At 50.7% G+C, this 19381-nt stretch carries 18 protein-coding genes; 3 read left to right on the forward strand and 15 right to left on the reverse strand.

Features of this window, described 5'->3' with window-relative positions; all coding sequences use genetic code 11:
* Positions 1–369: 369 nt before the first annotated feature.
* The 4 genes from hemG to pepQ are packed head-to-tail and all read right to left on the reverse strand — an operon-like array spanning position 370 to position 4375.
* Complete coding sequence (hemG, locus tag ACMV8I_RS16275; RefSeq protein WP_498866254.1) at positions 370–909, reverse strand: menaquinone-dependent protoporphyrinogen IX dehydrogenase; 540 nt, start codon at positions 907–909, stop codon at positions 370–372.
* 31 nt (positions 910–940) lie between these two features.
* Complete coding sequence (gene trkH / locus ACMV8I_RS16280) at positions 941–2392, reverse strand: Trk system potassium transporter TrkH (protein WP_498866255.1); 1452 nt, start codon at positions 2390–2392, stop codon at positions 941–943.
* Positions 2393–2432: 40 nt separating this feature from the next.
* Positions 2433–3044 (reverse strand): IMPACT family protein, encoded by a 612-nt coding sequence (locus ACMV8I_RS16285; protein ID WP_498866256.1) that lies wholly within the window; start codon positions 3042–3044, stop codon positions 2433–2435.
* A complete protein-coding gene (pepQ, locus tag ACMV8I_RS16290; RefSeq protein ID WP_498866257.1) occupies positions 3044–4375 on the reverse strand; it encodes a Xaa-Pro dipeptidase in 1332 nt (443 codons plus the stop codon). Before pepQ ends, ACMV8I_RS16285 begins: the two co-directional genes overlap by 1 nt.
* Positions 4376–4560: 185 nt before the next feature.
* On the opposite strand from pepQ, the gene fadB reads away from it, so the two are divergent.
* Together fadB and fadA are read left to right on the forward strand one after the other, a co-directional pair.
* Positions 4561–6750: a fatty acid oxidation complex subunit alpha FadB gene (fadB, locus tag ACMV8I_RS16295; protein WP_498866258.1), complete on the forward strand. Its 2190-nt coding sequence runs from the start codon at positions 4561–4563 to the stop codon at positions 6748–6750.
* 11 nt (positions 6751–6761) lie between these two features.
* Positions 6762–7925 (forward strand): acetyl-CoA C-acyltransferase FadA, encoded by a 1164-nt coding sequence (gene fadA, locus ACMV8I_RS16300; protein WP_498866259.1) that lies wholly within the window; start codon positions 6762–6764, stop codon positions 7923–7925.
* 122 nt (positions 7926–8047) lie between these two features.
* Here the strand turns inward: fadA and fre are convergent, their stop codons facing one another.
* From fre to pepE, 3 genes are all read right to left on the reverse strand, one after another.
* The gene (gene fre / locus ACMV8I_RS16305) at positions 8048–8749 is read right to left on the reverse strand and encodes an NAD(P)H-flavin reductase (RefSeq protein WP_498866260.1); all 702 of its coding nucleotides are present in this window, start codon (positions 8747–8749) and stop codon (positions 8048–8050) included.
* A 48-nt stretch (positions 8750–8797) separates the two neighbouring features.
* Positions 8798–10333 (reverse strand): 4-hydroxy-3-polyprenylbenzoate decarboxylase, encoded by a 1536-nt coding sequence (ubiD, locus tag ACMV8I_RS16310; RefSeq protein ID WP_498866372.1) that lies wholly within the window; start codon positions 10331–10333, stop codon positions 8798–8800.
* Positions 10334–10493: 160 nt separating this feature from the next.
* Entirely contained in the window at positions 10494–11219 is a 726-nt protein-coding gene (gene pepE / locus ACMV8I_RS16315; RefSeq protein ID WP_498866261.1) for a dipeptidase PepE, read from the reverse strand.
* A gap of 131 nt (positions 11220–11350) precedes the next feature.
* Between pepE and rfaH the strand changes: the two genes are divergently transcribed.
* Entirely contained in the window at positions 11351–11839 is a 489-nt protein-coding gene (gene rfaH, locus ACMV8I_RS16320; protein ID WP_498866262.1) for a transcription/translation regulatory transformer protein RfaH, read from the forward strand.
* A gap of 110 nt (positions 11840–11949) precedes the next feature.
* On the opposite strand, the gene tatD is transcribed toward rfaH, so the two are convergent.
* The 8 genes from tatD to rmuC all read right to left on the reverse strand — a co-directional run bounded on the left by tatD (position 11950) and on the right by rmuC (position 19297).
* Positions 11950–12729 (reverse strand): 3'-5' ssDNA/RNA exonuclease TatD, encoded by a 780-nt coding sequence (gene tatD / locus ACMV8I_RS16325; protein WP_498866263.1) that lies wholly within the window; start codon positions 12727–12729, stop codon positions 11950–11952.
* A 57-nt stretch (positions 12730–12786) separates the two neighbouring features.
* The gene (tatC, locus tag ACMV8I_RS16330) at positions 12787–13557 is read right to left on the reverse strand and encodes a Sec-independent protein translocase subunit TatC (RefSeq protein WP_498866264.1); all 771 of its coding nucleotides are present in this window, start codon (positions 13555–13557) and stop codon (positions 12787–12789) included.
* A 3-nt stretch (positions 13558–13560) separates the two neighbouring features.
* Entirely contained in the window at positions 13561–14232 is a 672-nt protein-coding gene (tatB, locus tag ACMV8I_RS16335) for a Sec-independent protein translocase protein TatB (protein ID WP_498866265.1), read from the reverse strand.
* A 3-nt stretch (positions 14233–14235) separates the two neighbouring features.
* On the reverse strand, positions 14236–14505 hold the full coding sequence (gene tatE, locus ACMV8I_RS16340; protein ID WP_498866266.1) for a twin-arginine translocase subunit TatE: 270 nt from the start codon (positions 14503–14505) through the stop codon (positions 14236–14238).
* Positions 14506–14598: 93 nt separating this feature from the next.
* Positions 14599–16230 carry a ubiquinone biosynthesis regulatory protein kinase UbiB gene (ubiB, locus tag ACMV8I_RS16345; RefSeq protein WP_498866267.1) on the reverse strand — a complete coding sequence of 544 codons (1632 nt, stop codon included), beginning with the start codon at positions 16228–16230 and terminating at the stop codon, positions 14599–14601.
* Positions 16227–16835 (reverse strand): ubiquinone biosynthesis protein UbiJ, encoded by a 609-nt coding sequence (gene ubiJ / locus ACMV8I_RS16350; protein ID WP_498866268.1) that lies wholly within the window; start codon positions 16833–16835, stop codon positions 16227–16229. The genes ubiB and ubiJ overlap by 4 nt, the downstream gene beginning before the upstream one ends.
* A 13-nt stretch (positions 16836–16848) precedes the next feature.
* Positions 16849–17604 (reverse strand): bifunctional demethylmenaquinone methyltransferase/2-methoxy-6-polyprenyl-1,4-benzoquinol methylase UbiE, encoded by a 756-nt coding sequence (gene ubiE / locus ACMV8I_RS16355; RefSeq protein ID WP_498866269.1) that lies wholly within the window; start codon positions 17602–17604, stop codon positions 16849–16851.
* Positions 17605–17743: 139 nt separating this feature from the next.
* Positions 17744–19297, reverse strand: a complete 1554-nt coding sequence (gene rmuC / locus ACMV8I_RS16360; RefSeq protein WP_498866270.1) for a DNA recombination protein RmuC — start codon at positions 19295–19297, stop codon at positions 17744–17746.
* Between the last annotated feature and the right edge of the window lie 84 nt (positions 19298–19381).

Here is a 19381-nt window from a genome sequence, read left to right on the forward strand (position 1 = left end):
GTAATAATTCAACTAAATGAATTACTGCTTGGTCACTCTTCAAGACTTGATATTATTTTGCCACCGAGGTGGCTGATATCGTCTTGTGAGTGCCCACACAGATTGTCTGATAAATTGTTAAAGAGCATGCCGCTGTTCCGATAAGAATCTTATGCGGCGCGGGAGGCGTATATTACGTTTTCCCGCTGAAGAGTCAAGAGATTATTCATTCGAACATTCTTCTTTTTTCTTCCCAATCAGGCGACTTCGCAATCGTTGTTCCCGGTCAGTGGAGGCGCATTATAGGGAGTTCTCAGAAGGCCGCAACCCCTAATTTCAAATAAATTACTGACCGTCTTTTTTTTGGACAATACGCCCAGAGATCCAGCATCAGAGCGGTTTTTTGTACGATAACTTGCCAAAATCCTCAGCAAACTTCTTAACTTGCTCCCAATCGGTGTATTCCACTTCTTTACTGGTATCCGTTTCGCCACCGGTCATACGCATAATAAGCTGAATCATGACCTTATCTATCCACTTATAGCGCGGGTAACGAAGTGCTCCGGCGAATACACCACACATCGCAGGCTTCCACGGCGTCGCCAGCAGAAACTTACGTACATAGGAGTTAGTCTGGGGCGTACGTTTTTCAGGTTTGCGTGCAGTAAGGTTCACCGCAAAGAACGCCGATGCCATACCATTAAGCTGTTCAATATTCTGTCCAACGAATTTATCAAGCACGGCATTGAAGTGCCCGTAGCGGATTGACGCTCCCACCAGCACCTTATCGTATTGAGAAAGCGTAACATGCTGCGCGTGTACCAGATCAATCACATCGCACTCGCACTTCTCTTTTATGCAATTCGCTATATAAGACGCAATGGCATGTGTTTGCCCATCACGCGTTGAATAGAGCACCAATGCTTTCATAACAGGTTCCTTTCTTTTATGAGGTTCTTAATTATTCACGCCAGAAGGTCGGCGTAAACAGAACCAGTAAAGTAAACACTTCCAGTCGACCAAACAGCATCGTAACAATCAGGATCCATTTCGCCGTAGAGTTCATCGACGCAAAGTTGTCAGCCACGACACCCAGACCCGGCCCAAGGTTATTTAACGTCGCTGTAACGGCCGCAAAGGCTGAGAAGTCATCCACGCCCGTTGCCACAATAGCCAGCATGCTGATGATAAACACCAAAGCATAAGCCGAGAAGAAACCCCAGACCGCCTCGATAATACGTTCGGGTAACGCCCGATTACCCAGCTTTATGGTATAGACCGCGTTGGGATGAACCAGACGTTTTAACTCTCGTGACCCTTGTAAATAAAGCAGCAGGATGCGAATCACCTTCAGACCGCCCCCGGTAGACCCTGCGCAACCCCCGATAAATGCAGAACACAACAGCAGGATAGGCAGGAACAGCGGCCATTTGGAGATACTGTCGGTGGTATAACCTGCCGTGGTAGCCATCGACACGACCTGGAAGAACGCCTGATTCAGCGTTTCGAGTCCAGAGCTGTATACATCATGCATCCAGAGCACTGACGTACAGACCACCACTAACGTTAACTGCACACCAATAAACATGCGAAATTCCGGATCGCGCCAGTACACCTTCAGATTGCGCCCACTCAATACGGCAAAGTGTAAACCATAGTTACAGCCGGATATAAGCAGGAAAACGGCGATAATGGTGTTAATCGTACCGCTATGGTAATAGCCAATACTGGCATCATGCGTAGAGAAACCGCCAATCGCAATCGTTGAAAAACTGTGGGCTATTGCGTCAAATACCGACATTCCTGCGCCCCAGAGCGAAAGCGCACAGGCAATGGTCAGCAGGACATAGATCAGCCACAGCGTTTTCGCCGTTTCGGCAATACGTGGCCGCATCTTGTTATCTTTCAGCGGTCCCGGCATTTCAGCGCGGTACAGCTGCATGCCCCCAACGCCCAAAATAGGCAAAATAGCGACAGCCAGCACAATGATCCCCATTCCCCCAAACCATTGCAGCATCTGGCGGTAGAACAGGATGGCTTTCGGCAATGAATCCAGACCGACAAGGGTGGTAGCACCCGTGGTGGTTAAGCCTGAGAAGGATTCAAAAAAGGCGTCAGTAAGTGACAGATTTGGCCGATCGGAGAAGAGAAAAGGCAGCGCACCTACGCTTCCCAATACGGTCCAGAACAGCACCACAATCAGGAAGCCTTCGCGGGGTTTAAGCTCACTTTTCTGTTTTCGGTTCGGCAACCACAGGAAAAGACCGATGGCCAGTGCGACAAAGAACGTCTGACTGAATGCGCGCCCTGCGCCATCACGATAAATCAGCGCAACCAATCCGGGAATAATCATCGTTCCAGAGAACAGGATGACGAGCACCCCCACAATGCGTGTTATGGCACGAAAATGCATGCTGGCGCGTTCCTCAGCGAATTAACCATTGAATGAAAATTTATGAAGCCGGCTGCAATTGGAGCATGCCGCGACTGAGATCATATAAACGAATGATAATTGCCACCGCCTCGAAGGCCGGTAAGGCCAGACGCAGCTCGACAGCAGCACCATAATCACTATGCAGAATTTGCCCACCAACCTGCTGCATTAGACTTTCTACCAACGCGAGCTGGGGATAATCACATTGCAGCTTATATTCTTTAAATGGGACTTTTTGATGAACTATAAGTTGTTTCAACGCCTGCTGAGTACCACCACCGTAGGCTCTCACCAGGCCGCCAGTGCCCAACATGATGCCGCCATAATAGCGCACAACCACGGCGGTTATCTCACCGACGCCACTCCCCATCAAATGCCCGAGGATCGGTTTTCCCGCCGTTCCCGCGGGTTCACCATCATCAGAAAATCCGAACTGTTGTGAATCCGCAGGTGCTCCGGCTACAAACGCCCAGCAGTGATGCCTCGCCGCCGGGTGCTGATTTCTTACATCCTTTATAAAAGCTTTAGCCGCTTCTATGCCTTCGGTCGGCGCCAACAGCGTAATAAAACGGCTTTTCTTTATTTCTTCACTGAAACTGCCAGCTTCAGTGGGAACCGGATAAGGCTGCATCAGGCAAGTTTCAAATCACGCGTCATGTTTTCAATATGATTATCGTGAATGACAATATTGTCTTCGATGCGAATCCCGCCGTACGGTTTCATCGCCTCGATACGATCCCACGCAAAATGCTTGCTGAACTCGCCGTCACGCCACGGTGCCAGCAGAGATTCGATAAAATAGAGACCCGGTTCGATGGTTAAAACCATACCCGGCTGGATAATGCGGGTACAACGCAGGAAAGGATACTGCGCCGGAGCCGCAAGATGCGTGCCCTTCTCATCCTGCATAAAACCCGCCACATCATGAACCTGTAGCCCTAGCGGATGGCCAAGACCATGCGGCAAGAAAGGTCCGGTCAGGTTTTTCTCGACCATGGCTTCTTCACTAATATCCACCACCAGCTTGTGCGCTTTGAGCAATTTGGCAATGCGGTGATGTATCTGGACATGATAGTCGGTATAGCTCACACCGGCTTTTATGGAGTCAATCAGCGCAAGTTCTTCTTGGTTTAAATCCTTCACCAGCGCGGCAAAATCGCTGTCAGGGTTACCCGCGTAGGTGCGTGTGATATCAGCGGCATAGCCGTTATATTCGGCACCGGCATCCATCAGGAAGCTACGCATCTCAGACGGCGGCTGATGATCAAGTTTGGTGTAATGCAGCACGGAAGCATGTTCGTTCAGCGCCACAATGTTGTCATAAGGCACATCGGTATCACGGTGGCCGGTGGCCGTCAGGTAAGCGAGGTTAATATCGAACTCGCCCATGCCAGACAGGAATGCCTCCTGTGCCGAGCGATGGCCGCTAACGGCGACCTTTTGCGCCTCACGCATACAGGCTAATTCATAGCCTGTTTTGTATGCACGATGGTAGTGGAGGTAATCCAGCACGCTCTGAGGATTAATATTGTCAGCCGGCACGCCCATTTGCAGGGCGCGATCCTGACTCGAACCTAAATAGGCCACTCGTTTTAAATCAGCTGGCAGCTGATTCCTGATTTCATCAGCTTTCGCCAGCGGCGAGAGTGCAACTTCATCCGTCCAGAAAGAATCCGGCAGAGACTCAACACTGTGCCAGTAATCCACCGGCGAATAGAACCAGAGTTTAGGTGCGTTAACGCCATCTACCCATAGCCAGCAATTGGGCACTTTGGTAACGGGCACCCAGGCTTTGAATTGGGGATTTACCTTGAACGGATAGCTGTGGTCATCGAGGAAGGTGGTCATCAACTCACCGGAGTGAATCAATAACGCATCGAGCTGGCTGTGTTGCAGTATTTCACGTGCACGCGCTTGCAGCGTGGCAATGTGTTCTTTGTAAAGCGTAGAGAGCGATTCCATCAAAGACTCCTTTTTCCTGCACAACGATGCTGCATCTTATCACAGCCACGCATGGGTCGTAGCCCCGGAAGGTTTGTGATCTTGCTAGCAAATTACACTCATCTCATTTGCAAATTATTAACATAAAAACCACACTCGGTTCATCTGGTCATACCAGATCATCCAAGATGATTCAGGAGAGACACATGCTCTACCAAGGCGAAACTCTATACCTGCACTGGCTCCGCGACGGTATTGCCGAGCTGGTGTTTGATGCACCCGGCTCGGTTAACAAACTCGACACCCGCACCGTCGCCAGTCTAGGCGAGGCAATCGGCGTGCTGGAGAAACAGGCAGACCTTAAAGCACTGCTGTTAAGTTCGGCAAAACCGGCGTTTATCGTAGGTGCCGACATTACCGAATTCCTTTCACTGTTTAATGCACCGGCGGAAAAGCTGCATCAGTGGCTGAATTTCGCTAACAGTATCTTTAATCGTCTGGAAGATTTACCGGTGCCGACTCTTTCCGCGATTGCAGGATATGCTCTGGGTGGCGGCTGTGAGTGCGTGCTGGCAACGGATTTCCGTATTGCTACGCAAGATGCCCGCATCGGCCTGCCGGAAACACGTCTGGGGATCATGCCGGGCTTTGGTGGCTCGGTACGTTTACCGCGTCTGCTCGGTGCCGACAGCGCACTAGAGATTATTGCCGCGGGTAAAGACATCAGTGGCAAAGAGGCGCTGAAAATCGGCCTGGTGGATGCCGTAGTCGCTGCGGACACACTCCGCGACGCGGGGCTGAACATGTTGCAGCAGGCGATTGAAAGTAAACTGGATTGGCAGGCACGCCGCGCCCCCAAGCTTCAGCCACTGAAGCTCAGCATCATTGAAGCCACGATGAGCTTCAGCGTAGCCAAAAGTATGGTGCTGCAAACGGCAGGAAAACATTACCCCGCACCGATGACCGCAGTGAAAACTATTGAGGCTGCAGCGAAACTGGGTCGTGACGAAGCCCTGAAACTGGAAACCGCCAGCTTCGTTCCGCTCGCACAATCTAAAGAAGCCCGCGCACTAGTTGGAATCTTTCTTAACGATCAGTTCGTCAAAGGCAAAGCCAAAAAAATGGCGGGTGACAGTGAGAAAACCGCACAGGCTGCCGTTCTCGGCGCAGGGATCATGGGCGGCGGCATCGCCTATCAGTCTGCGCTGAAAGGTGTGCCGGTCATTATGAAAGACATCAATGAAAAATCACTGACACTGGGCATGGACGAAGCCGCCAAACTGCTCAACAGACAGCTGGAACGCGGTAAACTTGATGGCCTGAAAATGGCGAAGGTGCTCTCCACCATTCAACCGACGCTGAGTTACAGCGGCATTGAGCGCGCTAAAATCGTCGTCGAAGCCGTAGTTGAGAATCCAAAAATAAAGTCGGCCGTTTTGGCAGAAGCCGAAGCGCTGCTGGACAGCGACACCGTGCTGGCCTCCAACACGTCAACCATTCCGATAAATCAATTAGCCGCTGCGCTGAAGCGTCCTGAAAATTTCTGCGGCATGCACTTCTTCAACCCGGTTCACCGTATGCCGCTGGTCGAAATCGTTCGGGGTGCCAAGACCTCGGAAAGAACCCTGTCACGTATCATTTCCTATGCGCTAACCATGGGTAAAACGCCGATTGTGGTCAACGACTGCCCGGGATTCTTCGTAAACCGCGTGTTATTCCCCTACTTCGCCGGATTCAGCTTGTTACTGCGAGATGGCGCAGATTTCCGCCAGATCGACAAAGTGATGGAAAAACAGTTTGGCTGGCCAATGGGGCCCGCCTATCTGCTCGACGTAGTAGGTATTGATACCGCACATCATGCGCAGGCCGTTATGGCCGCCGGTTTCCCGGATCGCATGGCGAAAGAGTATCGCGATGCCGTCGACGTTTTGTTTGACAGCCAGCGCTTCGGCCAGAAGAACCAGCTCGGCTTCTACCGTTACAGCGAAGACAGCAAAGGGAAACCGCGTAAAGAGAATGACGATCAGGTTGATAAACTACTGGCTGACAATGGCGCCAAAAAGACCGAATTCACACCAGAAGATATCATTGCCCGCATGATGATCCCGATGATTAACGAAGTTGTGCGTTGTCTGGAAGAGGGCATTGTCGCCAGTCCGGCCGAGGCCGATATGGCGCTGGTTTATGGTATTGGTTTCCCACCGTTCCACGGCGGCGCGTTCCGCTATCTCGATACGCTGGGTACTGCGGCTTACCTGAAACTGACTGAGCAATATATGCACCTTGGCGCGCTGTATCATGCACCTGATGGGTTGTGCGCAAAAGCCAAAACCAATGACACCTATTATCCAGTCGCTGCACCGCTGGAAGATCTCAACACCGGTACAGAGGCATAAGGAGCGAAATCATGGAAAACGTAGTCATTGTTGACGCCGTACGCACACCAATGGGCCGTTCAAAAGGCGGGGCATTCCGTAACGTACGCGCAGAGGATTTATCCGCTCACCTGATGCGCGCCATTCTGACCCGAAATCCAGGGCTGGATCCAAAAGAGATTGACGATATTTACTGGGGCTGCGTTCAGCAAACCCTGGAGCAAGGCTTCAATATTGCCCGCAATGCCGCGCTTCTGGCGGAAATTCCGCATAGCGTACCTGCGACTACAGTGAATCGTCTGTGTGGTTCTTCAATGCAGGCCCTGCATGACGCAGCTCGCGCCATTATGGTCGGCGATACACACATCGGCTTGATTGGTGGCGTGGAGCATATGGGCCACGTGCCCATGAGCCACGGAGTGGATTTCCATCCGGGCCTCAGCCGTACAGTGGCAAAAGCCGCAGGCATGATGGGACTGACAGCAGAAATGCTGGCAAAAATGCACCAGATCAGCCGCGAAATGCAGGACGAGTTTGCCGCACGCTCACACCAGCGAGCACACGCAGCAACCATCGCCGGATACTTCGCTAATGAAATTGTCCCCACCGATGGTCATAACGCCGATGGTGTGCTGACAAATTACAATTATGATGAAGTGATCCGCCCTGAAACTACCGTCGCTACCCTATCCGCTTTACGCCCGGCATTCGACCCGGTCAACGGTACGGTGACCGCCGGTAGCTCGTCGGCTCTCTCTGACGGCGCTTCTGCCATGCTGATCATGAGCGAGTCGAAGGCTAAATCATTGGGTTTAAAAGCCCGTGCTCGTATCAGAGCGATGGCTGTCGTCGGCTGCGATCCCTCAATTATGGGATATGGCCCGGTGCCAGCGACCCGTCTTGCATTGAAACGTGCCGGACTGAGCGTGCAAGATATTGGTTTGTTTGAACTGAACGAAGCTTTTGCCGCACAGGCTCTGCCTTGCGCGAAAGATCTGGGGCTGTTGGAAACCATGGAGGAGCGCATTAATCTCAACGGCGGCGCCATTGCATTAGGCCACCCGCTCGGCTGTTCCGGCTCACGCATCTCCACCACACTACTTAACCTGATGGAGCGTCGCGATGTGCAGTTTGGCGTAGCGACAATGTGTATAGGACTGGGACAGGGGATTGCGACTGTTTTCGAGAGAGTCTGATCGCGCGTAAAAAACCAGTATCTGCCCGCTTTCAATCTGCTTCTTATTATTGTGTTTATTTACCGTTTTACCGCCCATCAGGGCGGTTTTCTTATTGGCAGTATTTAAATAATTGGCAGCATTTAAATGAAGGAAAAAGCATCACCATACATACGGTCTTCTAACGCCCCACGTTCTGCCACAAAACGTTCGCGGGCAATCTTAGCCATCTCAAAACGCCCTGCGATATAGATGTCGTGGCTCGCAAGTGACGAAAAGTCCTGCAACACAGCACTTAGAACGGTACCACTTCGTCCCTGCCAGCCCTCTTCTGGCTGTTCAACCACTGGGATCACCTTCAGATTTGGATGATTCACGCTCAGCGCTTCCAGTTCGCCCAAATCATAAAGATGTTTAAGTTCGCGACCGCCCCAATAAATGGAAATATCACGATCCGGCTGCTGCTCAAGGGCGGCCACCAGAATTGAACGCACGTAAGAGAAACCGGTGCCACCTGCGATCAACACCAGTGGGCGATCACCATCATCACGCAGCCAGGCATCACCATGCGGAATATCCACGGTGATATTTTGCTCTTTCAGGATACGATCCATCACCGCCATGGCGTATAGGTTCAACTCTGAAGCGCCAATATGCAGCTCAATCATTCCGCTCTCAGCGGGTGTAGAAGCCAGTGAGAATGGGCGCTTATCGCGCTCGTCCATCACCACCATCAAATACTGACCAGGGCGGAAAGAAAAAGGGGCTTCTGGCAATAACCGAACCCGATACACCGTATCAGTAATGGCCTCAACCGAGGTTACTTTACAGCTCAATGTTGTCATGCGTTCCCTCTGTGGGTCATCAAAACAAAGCGGAAAACAGCGGCACGGTTATTTCTTCGCGCTGCCACTGTCTGCACTTTTATTATAGGTTGGCGCTTTACTGGCGTATTTATCACCGGCAAAGATAGCAAGCTCATCCCAGATAGCATCAACGCGTGCAGTCACAGCGGGATCCTTCACAATGGGACGACCCCACTCGCGCTGCGTTTCACCCGGCCATTTATTGGTGGCGTCTAAACCCATCTTCGAGCCCAAACCGGAAACCGGAGAAGCAAAGTCGAGATAATCAATCGGTGTATTTTCAACTAACACCGTGTCACGTGCTGGATCCATGCGAGTCGTTATTGCCCAGATCACGTCATTCCAGTCGCGGGCATTAATGTCATCATCACAAACAATCACAAATTTAGTGTACATAAACTGCCGCAGGAATGACCAAACACCCATCATTACGCGCTTGGCATGACCAGCATACTGCTTCTTCATGGTAACGACTGCAAGCCGGTAGGAGCAACCCTCAGGCGGAAGATAAAAATCCACAATTTCCGGGAATTGTTTCTTCAAAATCGGCACAAAGACTTCATTCAGCGCCACGCCCAGCACGGCAGGTTCATCAGGCGGTCGGCCCGTGTAGGTGGAATGGTAAATGGCGTTTTTACGCTGAGTAATATGGGTGATGGTAAACACCGGGAAATTGTCTACTTCATTATAGTAACCCGTGTGATCGCCATAAGGGCCTTCTGGGGCCAGTTCCGCCGGATCAATATAACCTTCCAGCACGATTTCAGCGCTGGCAGGGACTTCAAGATCGTTGGAAATACACTTTACAACTTCAGTCTTATTCCCACGCAACAGACCGGCAAAAGCATATTCCGACAGCGTATCCGGTACCGGTGTCACCGCGCCGAGGATGGTCGCCGGATCCGCGCCGAGCGCCACAGATACGGGAAAAGGTTTGCCTGGGTTTTGCTGACACCACTCCTGGAAATCCAGCGCGCCGCCGCGATGAGATAACCAACGCATAATCACTTTATTTTTACCGAGAACCTGCTGGCGATAAATTCCCAAATTCTGACGCTGCTTGTGCGGCCCACGGGTGACAGTCAGGCCCCAGGTGATCAGCGGTGCGGCATCTTCCGGCCAGCAGTGCATAACCGGAATGCGCGTGAGATCAACATCATCACCTGCCCAAACCAGCTCCTGACAAGGCGCAGAGTGCAGAACCTTGGTCGGCATATTCATCACTTGCTTGAACTTCGGCATTTTGTCGTAGAAATCACGAAATCCCCGCGGAGGCTCGGGCTCTTTCAGAAACGCCAGCAATTCGCCAACTTCACGCAGCGCACTGACATCTTCCTGCCCCATTCCCAACGCAACGCGTTCAGGCGTACCGAACAAATTGCACAGCACCGGCATATCGTAACCCTTGGGGTTTTCAAACAATAGCGCGGGGCCACCGGCACGCAGGGTGCGGTCAGCAATTTCGGTCATTTCCAGATAGGTATCGACAGGCTGAGTAATGCGTTTCAGTTCGCCTCTCTTTTCAAGTAATGAGAGAAAATCACGTAAATCACGGTATTTCATACTGATTTTTATCGCCAAATTGGTGGAGAGCATTTTAGGTTCTCTCCAGAGTTGTTGCTGCCTTTCATTACCAGTAAGTCAATACTGGTAATGAAAAAACAGTGTAACCGTCAGCCCGGTTTCCGATTGGGCTGACGATGCGAAAAGGTAAACATTTTTACTATTGGCAGTTAAACGGGACCAGGGAACTCAGCGCCTGAGTGTCCTGGTACTCCTGAATTTCCTGGCCGTGACGGAAAACTTTAAAGCCCTGCTCTTTGGCACTGAAGTAGCTAAGATCATTACCAGAGACCTGCAGCAGACTACCTTCGCGCAGCGCAATGACTGACTCGCTCGGGTTAACAGCGCAAAACTCGGCAATGCGTTCGTCGCGGGTTTCGCCCATGTGCCCACTGAGATGTGCATCAATGTAATGCGGATTGATTTGCACCGGGAACAAGCCAAGGGAAGGCAGCACCACTGAATTTCTCACCGGCATATCATTGGTAGTGCGAATACTTGGCGTAGCGACGTTACAACCTGCACTCCAGCCGATATACGGCACATTGCGTTCACGCACGGCGCGCTGAATGGGGACGATCAATCCATTCTCATGCAACAGCTGATTCAGCATCCAGGTATTCCCACCGCTTATCAAAATGCACTGCGCCTGTTCGATAGCTTCGGAAAGTGACTTTGCATGGTGAATACTGCTAACTTTTATGCCAAGCGCGTCTTCAAGGTTTTGCGCGCGGGCGTCATAGTCGCTGCGGATTAGGGCATAAGGGATCAAAACAGCAGAACTAATATTACGGGCTTTAAACATCGCCTGAATATGTTCATTGGCATAGCCTAACAGAGCGGACTCCCCTGACAGCTTGCCGTTACTCAGCAAGAGCAACTCCATAACGCCTCTCCGTATTATCGTTAGATTTATCTAGTGCTTTGATAAGCTTTTGCACTCGCCCACCCGCCCGTCTGTTTATCACCTGCCACTTTTGGTATGCTTCACGGCTAGGCTTGAAGGCGTGTGAGACTATGGAATCCTGGTACCTATTATATTGCAAACGCGGGCAACTTCTTCGCGCTAAAGAACATTTAGAGCGTCAACAGGTTAACTGTTTAACGCCTATGATCACACTGGAAAAAATGCTGCGTGGCCGCAGGACTCCGGTTAGTGAGCCTTTGTTCCCAAACTATCTGTTTATTGAGTTTGATCCCGAACGTATCCACACAACGACTATAAGCGCAACGCGTGGTGTCAGCCATTTTGTGCGCTTTGGCCCGCATCTGGCAACGGTACAGCCGGATGTTATCCAACAACTAATGACTCAACCCATGCCAGAAGTGCGCGATCCGCAAACTCCGTACAATGGTGATATGGTGGTCATTACTCAGGGTATCTTTGAAGGGTTCGAAGCCATTTATACCGAACCCGATGGCGAAGCCCGCTCGTTATTGTTGCTCAATCTTATCAATCAACGGGTTAAACAAAGCCTCGATAACACACATTTCCAGAAAATTTGATGGGTAGTTGAGCTCATCATCTCCTGATGCATAGCGTTTTCACGTAAAGCAAAGGCACCCGTTAAGGTGCCTTTATTGTATCCGTTAAGGTGCCTTTATTGTATCCGGCGCTATAAGCCAAACAGCGCACGCGCGTTATTCTCGGTTTTTTCCGCAAGCCATGCCGGATCTTCCCCGCGCCAAAGCGCAACCTGACTGACGATATGTGCTAAAAAAGCAGGCTCATTACGACAGTTTTTTGGCTTGTCCTGCATATCCCGAGGGAGTAAATAAGGCGCGTCAGTTTCGAGCAGCAACCGGTCTGCAGGTATCTGTCCGAGTATCTCGCGCAACGCCAATCCTCGGCGTTCATCGCACACCCATCCGGTTATACCGATAGATAGTCCCAACGATAGATATAATTCAAGTTCCCGCTGATCACCGGTAAAACAGTGAACCACTGCGCCCGGAAGCTTACTAAGCGATGGTGTCAGCAGGTCGGTAAAACGCTGATGAGCGTCACGACAGTGCAGGAATACAGGCAGTTCGAGTTCCGCAGCCAGCGCCAGTTGTGCACTGAAAGCCTCTTCCTGTTTATCTGCGGGAGAACAATTCCGGTTAAAATCCAACCCACATTCGCCGATTGCCACAACCTGGGGGCTGACCGCCAACGTTCTGATGATCTGCTCGACCTCGTTGTTCCAGCTACTCGCCTGATGGGGATGCACACCCGCAGTAGACCAGCAGAACTGCGGATATTGTGCAGCAAGTAGCGCGGCTTCAATACTTTCATTCGCAGATGTTCCGGTGATCAACATGCCGGACAGCCCCGCAGTACGTGCGCGTTCTACCACCTGCAGACGATCTTTATCGAACTGATTACTCGTAAGGTTTACACCAATTTCAAACATACCGGGTCCTAAAACACAAACCGCCCAACAGGGCGGTTTTTCACTTCAATGACACTATCAGGAAGCCTGATCCTGCTCATCATCTTCAGCATCAACGTCGGAGCGGCGCCGCTTACCGACATAAAAACGGGCAAAGAAAACGCCAATTTCAAACAGAAAGTACATCGGAATAGCCAATAATGTTTGCGAAAAAACGTCAGGAGGCGTCAACAACATGCCGACCACGAACGCACCTACCAAAACATAAGGACGTTTTTTCTTCAAATCTTCCGGCGTTGTTACACCACTCCAGCACAACAACACAATAGCGATCGGCACTTCAAATGACACGCCGAACGCCATAAACAACGCCATGACGAAATCGAGATAGTTATTAATATCCGTCGCAATTTGCACACCAACAGGTGCTGTTTTAGCAAAGAAGGCAAACGCAAGCGGAAACACCACAAAATAGGCGAACGCCATGCCCAGATAAAACAGCAACGAGCTGGAGAAAAGCAACGGCATCATCAGACGGCGTTCGTGCTTATAGAGCGCAGGGGCCACAAAACCCCATACCTGATAAAGAATAAACGGCGCAGAAGCAAACACCGAAACAATCATCGTCAACTTGATTGGGGTAAAGAATGGCGATGCTACATCGGTGGCAATCATGCTTGCCCCAAGCGGCATTTGCTTGATTAACGGAGCAGAGACCAGATAGTAGATATCATTGGAAAAATAGGCCAATGCAAGGAACACCACCACAATACAGATGATGGAGTTGAGAAGGCGCTTACGCAGTTCTATCAGATGGCTGATAAGCGGTTGGGTATCTTCAACAGCCATATTTTAACGTTCGCCTGTAGAATGAGTCGATGGGGTTGGTTTTACCGCTGGTACTGATTCACCCGTCGGAGTTGGGGTGTCAATAACATTAGCTTCATGATCAGCAGTCCGCAGCTCGTTACCCTGCACAGATTCATTGAAAGGCGCAGAGTCAGCATAGGCTTCGACAACAGCTTCAGCCTGATGAACAGGTTTGCTCGACGCGAGAGCCGCTTCCACAGCATTTTGTGGAGCTTGCGCTGGTGAAGTGGCTACATGGCTGGCAGTGGCGGGAGAAATACCTTCGTCATGCAAAGCTTCAGCTTCCTGGACCACAGGATTATGAATGGTATTGCCTTCAGACGTTGCGCTTTCAACCGCTTTAGCTGACGCATCAGGCTCGGCGGTAAAAGATCGCTTCATTGACTCCGCAGCCTCTTTCAACTCGTCCATAGAAGCTTTGATTTCTGGCGTCAAATTCTTAAGGCCAGACTCTTCAGCTTTCTTAAGGCTATCCTGCAACTCCTGAAGTTTCAGTTCTTGCGATAACTCATTCTGTACCGAAGCCGCCATGGCGCGTAGCGCACGGATCCAGCCTGCAACTGTTCTGACGGCCACTGGTAAACGCTCGGGTCCAAGCACAACCAGACCAATCACCAACACCAGCAACAGTTCACTAAATCCTATGTCGAACACGGCTTATACCTGCTCTTTGTTTGGGCTCTTGGTTTCTTCCGCTTTAACTTCTGGTTTAACCTCAAGAGGTTTAGCCGTGAAATCAGCGTCAGCGCCGGTAGTGTCATTTTCTTTATGTACTTTGCTCGCAGTATCTTCATCGCCCATGGCTTTTTTGAAGCCTTTAATTGAAGAACCCAAATCGGAACCCAAACTGCGCAGTTTCTTAGTACCGAACAGCAAGACCACGATCACCGCAATGATCAGAAGTTGTGTAATGCTAATGCCACCCATTATCTTCACCTCAATATGAAAGAGACTATGTCCATTGCCGCCAAACGCGACACTCGATTTTGATACGTTAAATCGTTCTCAAAGCTGTAGCGATCAGCTGCTGCGTCTCCAGCCAATGAGCCAGGCAGCCACGCCTGCTGCCATCAGCCACGCGGGATAAACTTCAACTTGTCCGATCAGCAGGATTGTACCGCTAAGCAGAAGAGTTGCACCAATACCGAAAAGATATCGTGACTGCCCCTGACGTGCTCCCTGATGCTGCATCTGCGAAGACAGCTTCTCGATGTTGTATTGCAAAAGCTTATGCTGATGCAGGCTCTGGTAAATTAGATCGGGAATCTCAGGCATTTTCTCAATCCAGAAAGGCGCCTTCTCTTTAAACGCACGCAGCATCGCGGGCAAACCGACCTGATCTTTAACCCAGCTTTCAAGGAACGGTTTTGCTGTAGTCCAGAGATCAAGCTGAGGGTAAAGCTGACGCCCCAACCCCTCAACGTATAACAGTGTTTTTTGTAGCAGCACTAACTGAGGCTGTACCTCCATATTAAAGCGACGAGCGGTGTTAAACAGATTTAACAGCACGTTACCAAAGGAGATTTCTGCTAAAGGTTTCTCAAATATAGGTTCGCAGACGGTTCGAATGGCGAACTCAAACTCTTCAACATTGGTATCACGGGGAACCCAACCTGAATCGACATGCAACTCAGCAACTTTGCGGTAATCGCGGTTGAAAAAGGCGATGAAGTTCTCAGCGAGATAACGCTTGTCGTCTTTGTTCAGTGAACCAACTATGCCGCAATCAATGCCTATGTAGCAAGGGTCTTCAGGCGTTTCATAGCTGACGAAAATATTGCCCGGATGCATGTCCGCATGAAAGAAACTGTCACGAAAGACCTGAGTAAAGAACACCTGGACACCGCGTTCAGCCAGTAATTTCATATTGGTGCCCTGTTTTTCCAGCGCTTTCACGTCAGAAACAGGAATACCATAAATACGCTCCATCACCATCAGCCGCTCGCTGCAATAATCCGGGTAAACTTCTGGAATATATAACATCGAGCTACCCGTGAAATTGCGGCGCAGCTGGATCGCATTGGCAGACTCACGCAGAAGATTCAGTTCATCAAGCAGCGTTTTTTCATATTCCCGCACCACTTCGCGGGGTTTTAGACGACGACCATCTGGGAGCAATATTGGCACCCAGCCGGCCAGGCGCGACATCAGCCGAATATCAGCTTTGATGATCGGCAAAATATCAGGGCGAATCACTTTGAGTACGATAGGCTTGCCGTTCTCTTTTAGAATGGCAGTATGTACCTGTGCAATAGAGGCAGACGCCAGAGGCGTCTGATCAAATTCATCAAACCAGGTTTCCAGCGGGCCACCTAACGCCTGTTCAATTTGCTTGCGAGCCAGCGCACCGTCGAAAGGCGCGACTTGATCTTGCAATAACGCCAACTGGTCGGCTATATGCGGCGGAAAAAGATCACGGCGCGTAGACAGCATCTGACCGAACTTGATCCACACAGGGCCAAGTTGCTCCAGTGCCAAACGTAAGCGAGTGCCAAGGGGTTTATCTTTGTGGCGATGCGGTAACCAGAAAAACAGATACCTACCCAGACGTAATGGCAACGTTAAACGAATTTTAGGAATCAGCTCGTCAAGACCGTAGGTCAAAAACATGCGAATAATCAGGTACAGGCGTCGCATTTCACCTGGAGTCATGGCGTATCCTCCAGCCTATTGAAACGTTTATCCAGTGCATCAAGTTCACGGGCCAGTGCAGAAACTTCATCGTTGAACCACACCACTTCGAGCGTTCCCGGCGCCAGTTTCCACTCTTCCGTTAGTGTTTGCGCCAGATAGTTTTGCTGACGTTTCAGGCCATTTTGTACCAGGCGAAAACTGCTCGCTAAAGCCTGGGTAAAGCCCTGTGCCGCAATGTCGCCAATATAGGGCGCAAAAAGTTCAGCGGGCTCCCACTCAGCAAGATCAAACAATGCGACTAACTGCTGGACAACTGAAATATCGCCTTCGACAATGAGCTCACCGTTGCGCATCAAAGGAGAGAGTTGCTGCCGATCACGTAGTTTTTGCAACACCGATAGTTTTGACGTAACGGTACAATCCGCAGCCCCATCCCACTGTCCCAGTACATCAATTTTCTGCTCACTGAAGATGAACGTCAGCGGAGAGCTCAGCTCTTGCAATTCCACACGCAAAACTTTCCCCGCTAATCGGGTTCGCGCAGTTTTCAAACTCCGGTCTCTGAACAGCAGATAATTCAGCGATGTTTCAATCGCGGCAGTCAGTAACGGCGTCAACAACATCGGCATACTCATCTCAGAACTTAAAACCACGGTGCAGTGCGACAATGCCGCCGGTCAGATTGCTGTAGGTTACATTGTCGAAACCCGCATCAGTCATCATACCTTTGAGTGTTTCCTGATCGGGATGCATACGGATGGACTCCGCGAGATAGCGATAGCTTTCCGCATCTTGCGCGACCAGCTCACCAATGCGCGGCAAAATGTGGAAGGAATAAGTGTCGTACGCTTTGCTCAGCGGTTTCAGCAGTGGTTTGGAGAACTCTAGCACCAGTAAACGGCCACCCGGTTTGAGCACGCGGAACATAGAACGCAGCGCTTTTTCTTTTTCGGTCACATTACGTAAACCGAATGAAATCGTGATGCAATCAAAATAGTTATCGGGGAATGGCAACGCTTCAGCGTTAGCCTGCACATAGCTGACGTTGCCGACAATGCCCAAATTACGTAGCTTTTCGCGACCCATTTTCAGCATTGAATCATTAATATCTGCCAGCACCACTTCGCCCGTTTCACCGACCAGACGGGAGAACTTAGCGGTGAGATCGCCAGTACCACCCGCTAAATCGAGAACGCGCTGACCGCGGCGAACGCCGCTGCTGTCGATGGTAAAACGCTTCCAAATACGATGAATACCGAAGGACATCAGGTCATTCATTAAGTCATATTTGGCCGCAACGGAGTGGAAAACTTCTGCCACCATTTCCGCTTTTTCATCTTTGGCTACGGTACGAAAACCGAAATGAGTGGTTTCCTGCGTCTGCTTTTCCATTATTTATGCCTACTTATTCAGTCAAACTATTGGATAAAGTGTATCAGAACCCCGGTGAAAGCCCCATCACAGATAGTGATTCAACCGCCAAAGACATTCACATGACGAATCTCTGAGAAACAACGGAGATGAGACCTGACTATTGCCGTTCACGGAACAGGCCAGCGTCGCTATCATTGTTTTCCTGCATAGGGTCATGATCCTCTTGCGGCAAAGTATCTTCGAACGAAGGAGGGGTTTCCTGCTGGTCTTCAGCGCTTGCCTGCTCAGCCAAAGAGGGGCTGATGGGCCGTTTAACTTCAACACCCAGAGCACGAAAACCTTCGACCTGGCCAATCAGGTTACCTCGTCCCTGGGTCAGTTTGTTCATCGCCAGACGGTAGCTGCCCTGCGCTTTTTCAAGGCTCTGCCCCATCGACTCCATATCATCAACGAACAAGCGCAGTTTATCATAGAGCCGCGCGGCCCGGTCAGCGATACGCTTGGCGTTTTGACTTTGATGTTCATAGCGCCACAGGTTACTTATGGTTCTTAATGCCACGAGTAAGGTCGTCGGGCTGACCAACATAATATTGTGTTTAAGCGCTTCGCTTATCAATTCGGGCTCACGGTCGATAGCCAACATAAAAGCGGGTTCAACCGGAATGAACATCAGCACATAGTCGAGACTGCGTAGACCAGGTAACTGTTGATAATCTTTACGTCCCAGTAGACGAATATGACCACGAACAGACGTAATATGTTCGTTCAACGCGATCTCACGCTCAGTATCATCCTGGCTATTAAAATAGCGCTCGTAAGCCACCAGCGTCATTTTGGCATCGATTACAACGTCTTTATTTTGCGGCAGCCTTACCACAACATCAGGTTGCATGCGGCTATTGGTATCAACCTGCACACTGACCTGAGTTTGATATTCGTGCCCCTCACGCAGCCCGGAGGCTTCAAGAACCCGGCTTAATACAACCTCCCCCCAGTTACCCTGAGTTTTGTTATCGCCTTTAAGCGCCTTGGTGAGATTGATCGCTTCACGCGCCATCTGTTCGTTCAATTGCTGAAGATTGCGAATTTCATGGGATAAAGTATGCCGTTCACGCGCTTCCTGGCCAAAGCTGTCCTGCACCTGGCGGCGAAAACCATCCAGCTGTTCACGCAGTGGCAACAATAACTTATCCAGACTTTGTTTATTTTGCTCATCGGCCATGCGCCCGTTGTGCTCGAAAATCCGGTTAGCCAGATTTTCAAACTGGCTGGTCAACCGCTGTTCACTGTTGATCAACAGTCGCTGTTTTTCTTCGGCCGCCATACGGGTTTCATCGAGACGGGTTGCGACTTCGCGCAGTTCAGCTTCCTGTGCGCTGTTGATTTCACGCTGGGCGCGCAACTCCTGATTCAGCTGTTCGCACTCACTCTGCCAATGCGCCAGGCCCTGTAGTTTTTCACGGTTGCCCGCCAGCTCACTGTGTAAATTGCGCAGATCCAGTTCGGCCTGACGGATATGCTGCTGCGCCTGCTGGCGCTCTGCCTTCAGTCCGTCGTTTTCCGTTTTCTGCTGCTCCAGCGCCTGCTGTAACAACCGGTGCTGCGTTTCATGCTCGCTCTGATGCCGCTGCTGGCGCAGGCTGACAATAAGCCATCCCAACAATAAGCCAGCCAAACCGCCGCCCATCAGGTATAGGATACTGAGGTCCACGGAGTCTCCATTTCAGTCAATTATTGCGGTCACGGTAATGTGATGCTGTATGGATGTCCAGCCAATTTTAAGGCGTTCTGGCAC

This window comes from Ewingella sp. S1.OA.A_B6 (genome assembly GCF_049889095.1).
Lineage (GTDB): Bacteria > Pseudomonadota > Gammaproteobacteria > Enterobacterales > Enterobacteriaceae > Ewingella.

Coding starts and splice junctions, on each gene's coding strand:
- ubiE (WP_498866269.1), bottom strand. CDS start 17,604: ATGGAAAAGCAGACGCAGGAAACCACTCATTTCGGTTTTCGTACCGTA.
- tatC (WP_498866264.1), bottom strand. CDS start 13,557: ATGGCTGTTGAAGATACCCAACCGCTTATCAGCCATCTGATAGAACTG.
- hemG (WP_498866254.1), bottom strand. CDS start 909: ATGAAAGCATTGGTGCTCTATTCAACGCGTGATGGGCAAACACATGCC.
- ACMV8I_RS16285 (WP_498866256.1), bottom strand. CDS start 3,044: ATGCAGCCTTATCCGGTTCCCACTGAAGCTGGCAGTTTCAGTGAAGAA.
- fadA (WP_498866259.1), top strand. CDS start 6,762: ATGGAAAACGTAGTCATTGTTGACGCCGTACGCACACCAATGGGCCGT.
- ubiD (WP_498866372.1), bottom strand. CDS start 10,333: ATGAAATACCGTGATTTACGTGATTTTCTCTCATTACTTGAAAAGAGA.
- ubiJ (WP_498866268.1), bottom strand. CDS start 16,835: ATGTTGTTGACGCCGTTACTGACTGCCGCGATTGAAACATCGCTGAAT.
- pepE (WP_498866261.1), bottom strand. CDS start 11,219: ATGGAGTTGCTCTTGCTGAGTAACGGCAAGCTGTCAGGGGAGTCCGCT.
- pepQ (WP_498866257.1), bottom strand. CDS start 4,375: ATGGAATCGCTCTCTACGCTTTACAAAGAACACATTGCCACGCTGCAA.
- ubiB (WP_498866267.1), bottom strand. CDS start 16,230: ATGACTCCAGGTGAAATGCGACGCCTGTACCTGATTATTCGCATGTTT.
- trkH (WP_498866255.1), bottom strand. CDS start 2,392: ATGCATTTTCGTGCCATAACACGCATTGTGGGGGTGCTCGTCATCCTG.
- fadB (WP_498866258.1), top strand. CDS start 4,561: ATGCTCTACCAAGGCGAAACTCTATACCTGCACTGGCTCCGCGACGGT.
- tatD (WP_498866263.1), bottom strand. CDS start 12,729: ATGTTTGAAATTGGTGTAAACCTTACGAGTAATCAGTTCGATAAAGAT.
- rfaH (WP_498866262.1), top strand. CDS start 11,351: ATGGAATCCTGGTACCTATTATATTGCAAACGCGGGCAACTTCTTCGC.
- tatE (WP_498866266.1), bottom strand. CDS start 14,505: ATGGGTGGCATTAGCATTACACAACTTCTGATCATTGCGGTGATCGTG.
- fre (WP_498866260.1), bottom strand. CDS start 8,749: ATGACAACATTGAGCTGTAAAGTAACCTCGGTTGAGGCCATTACTGAT.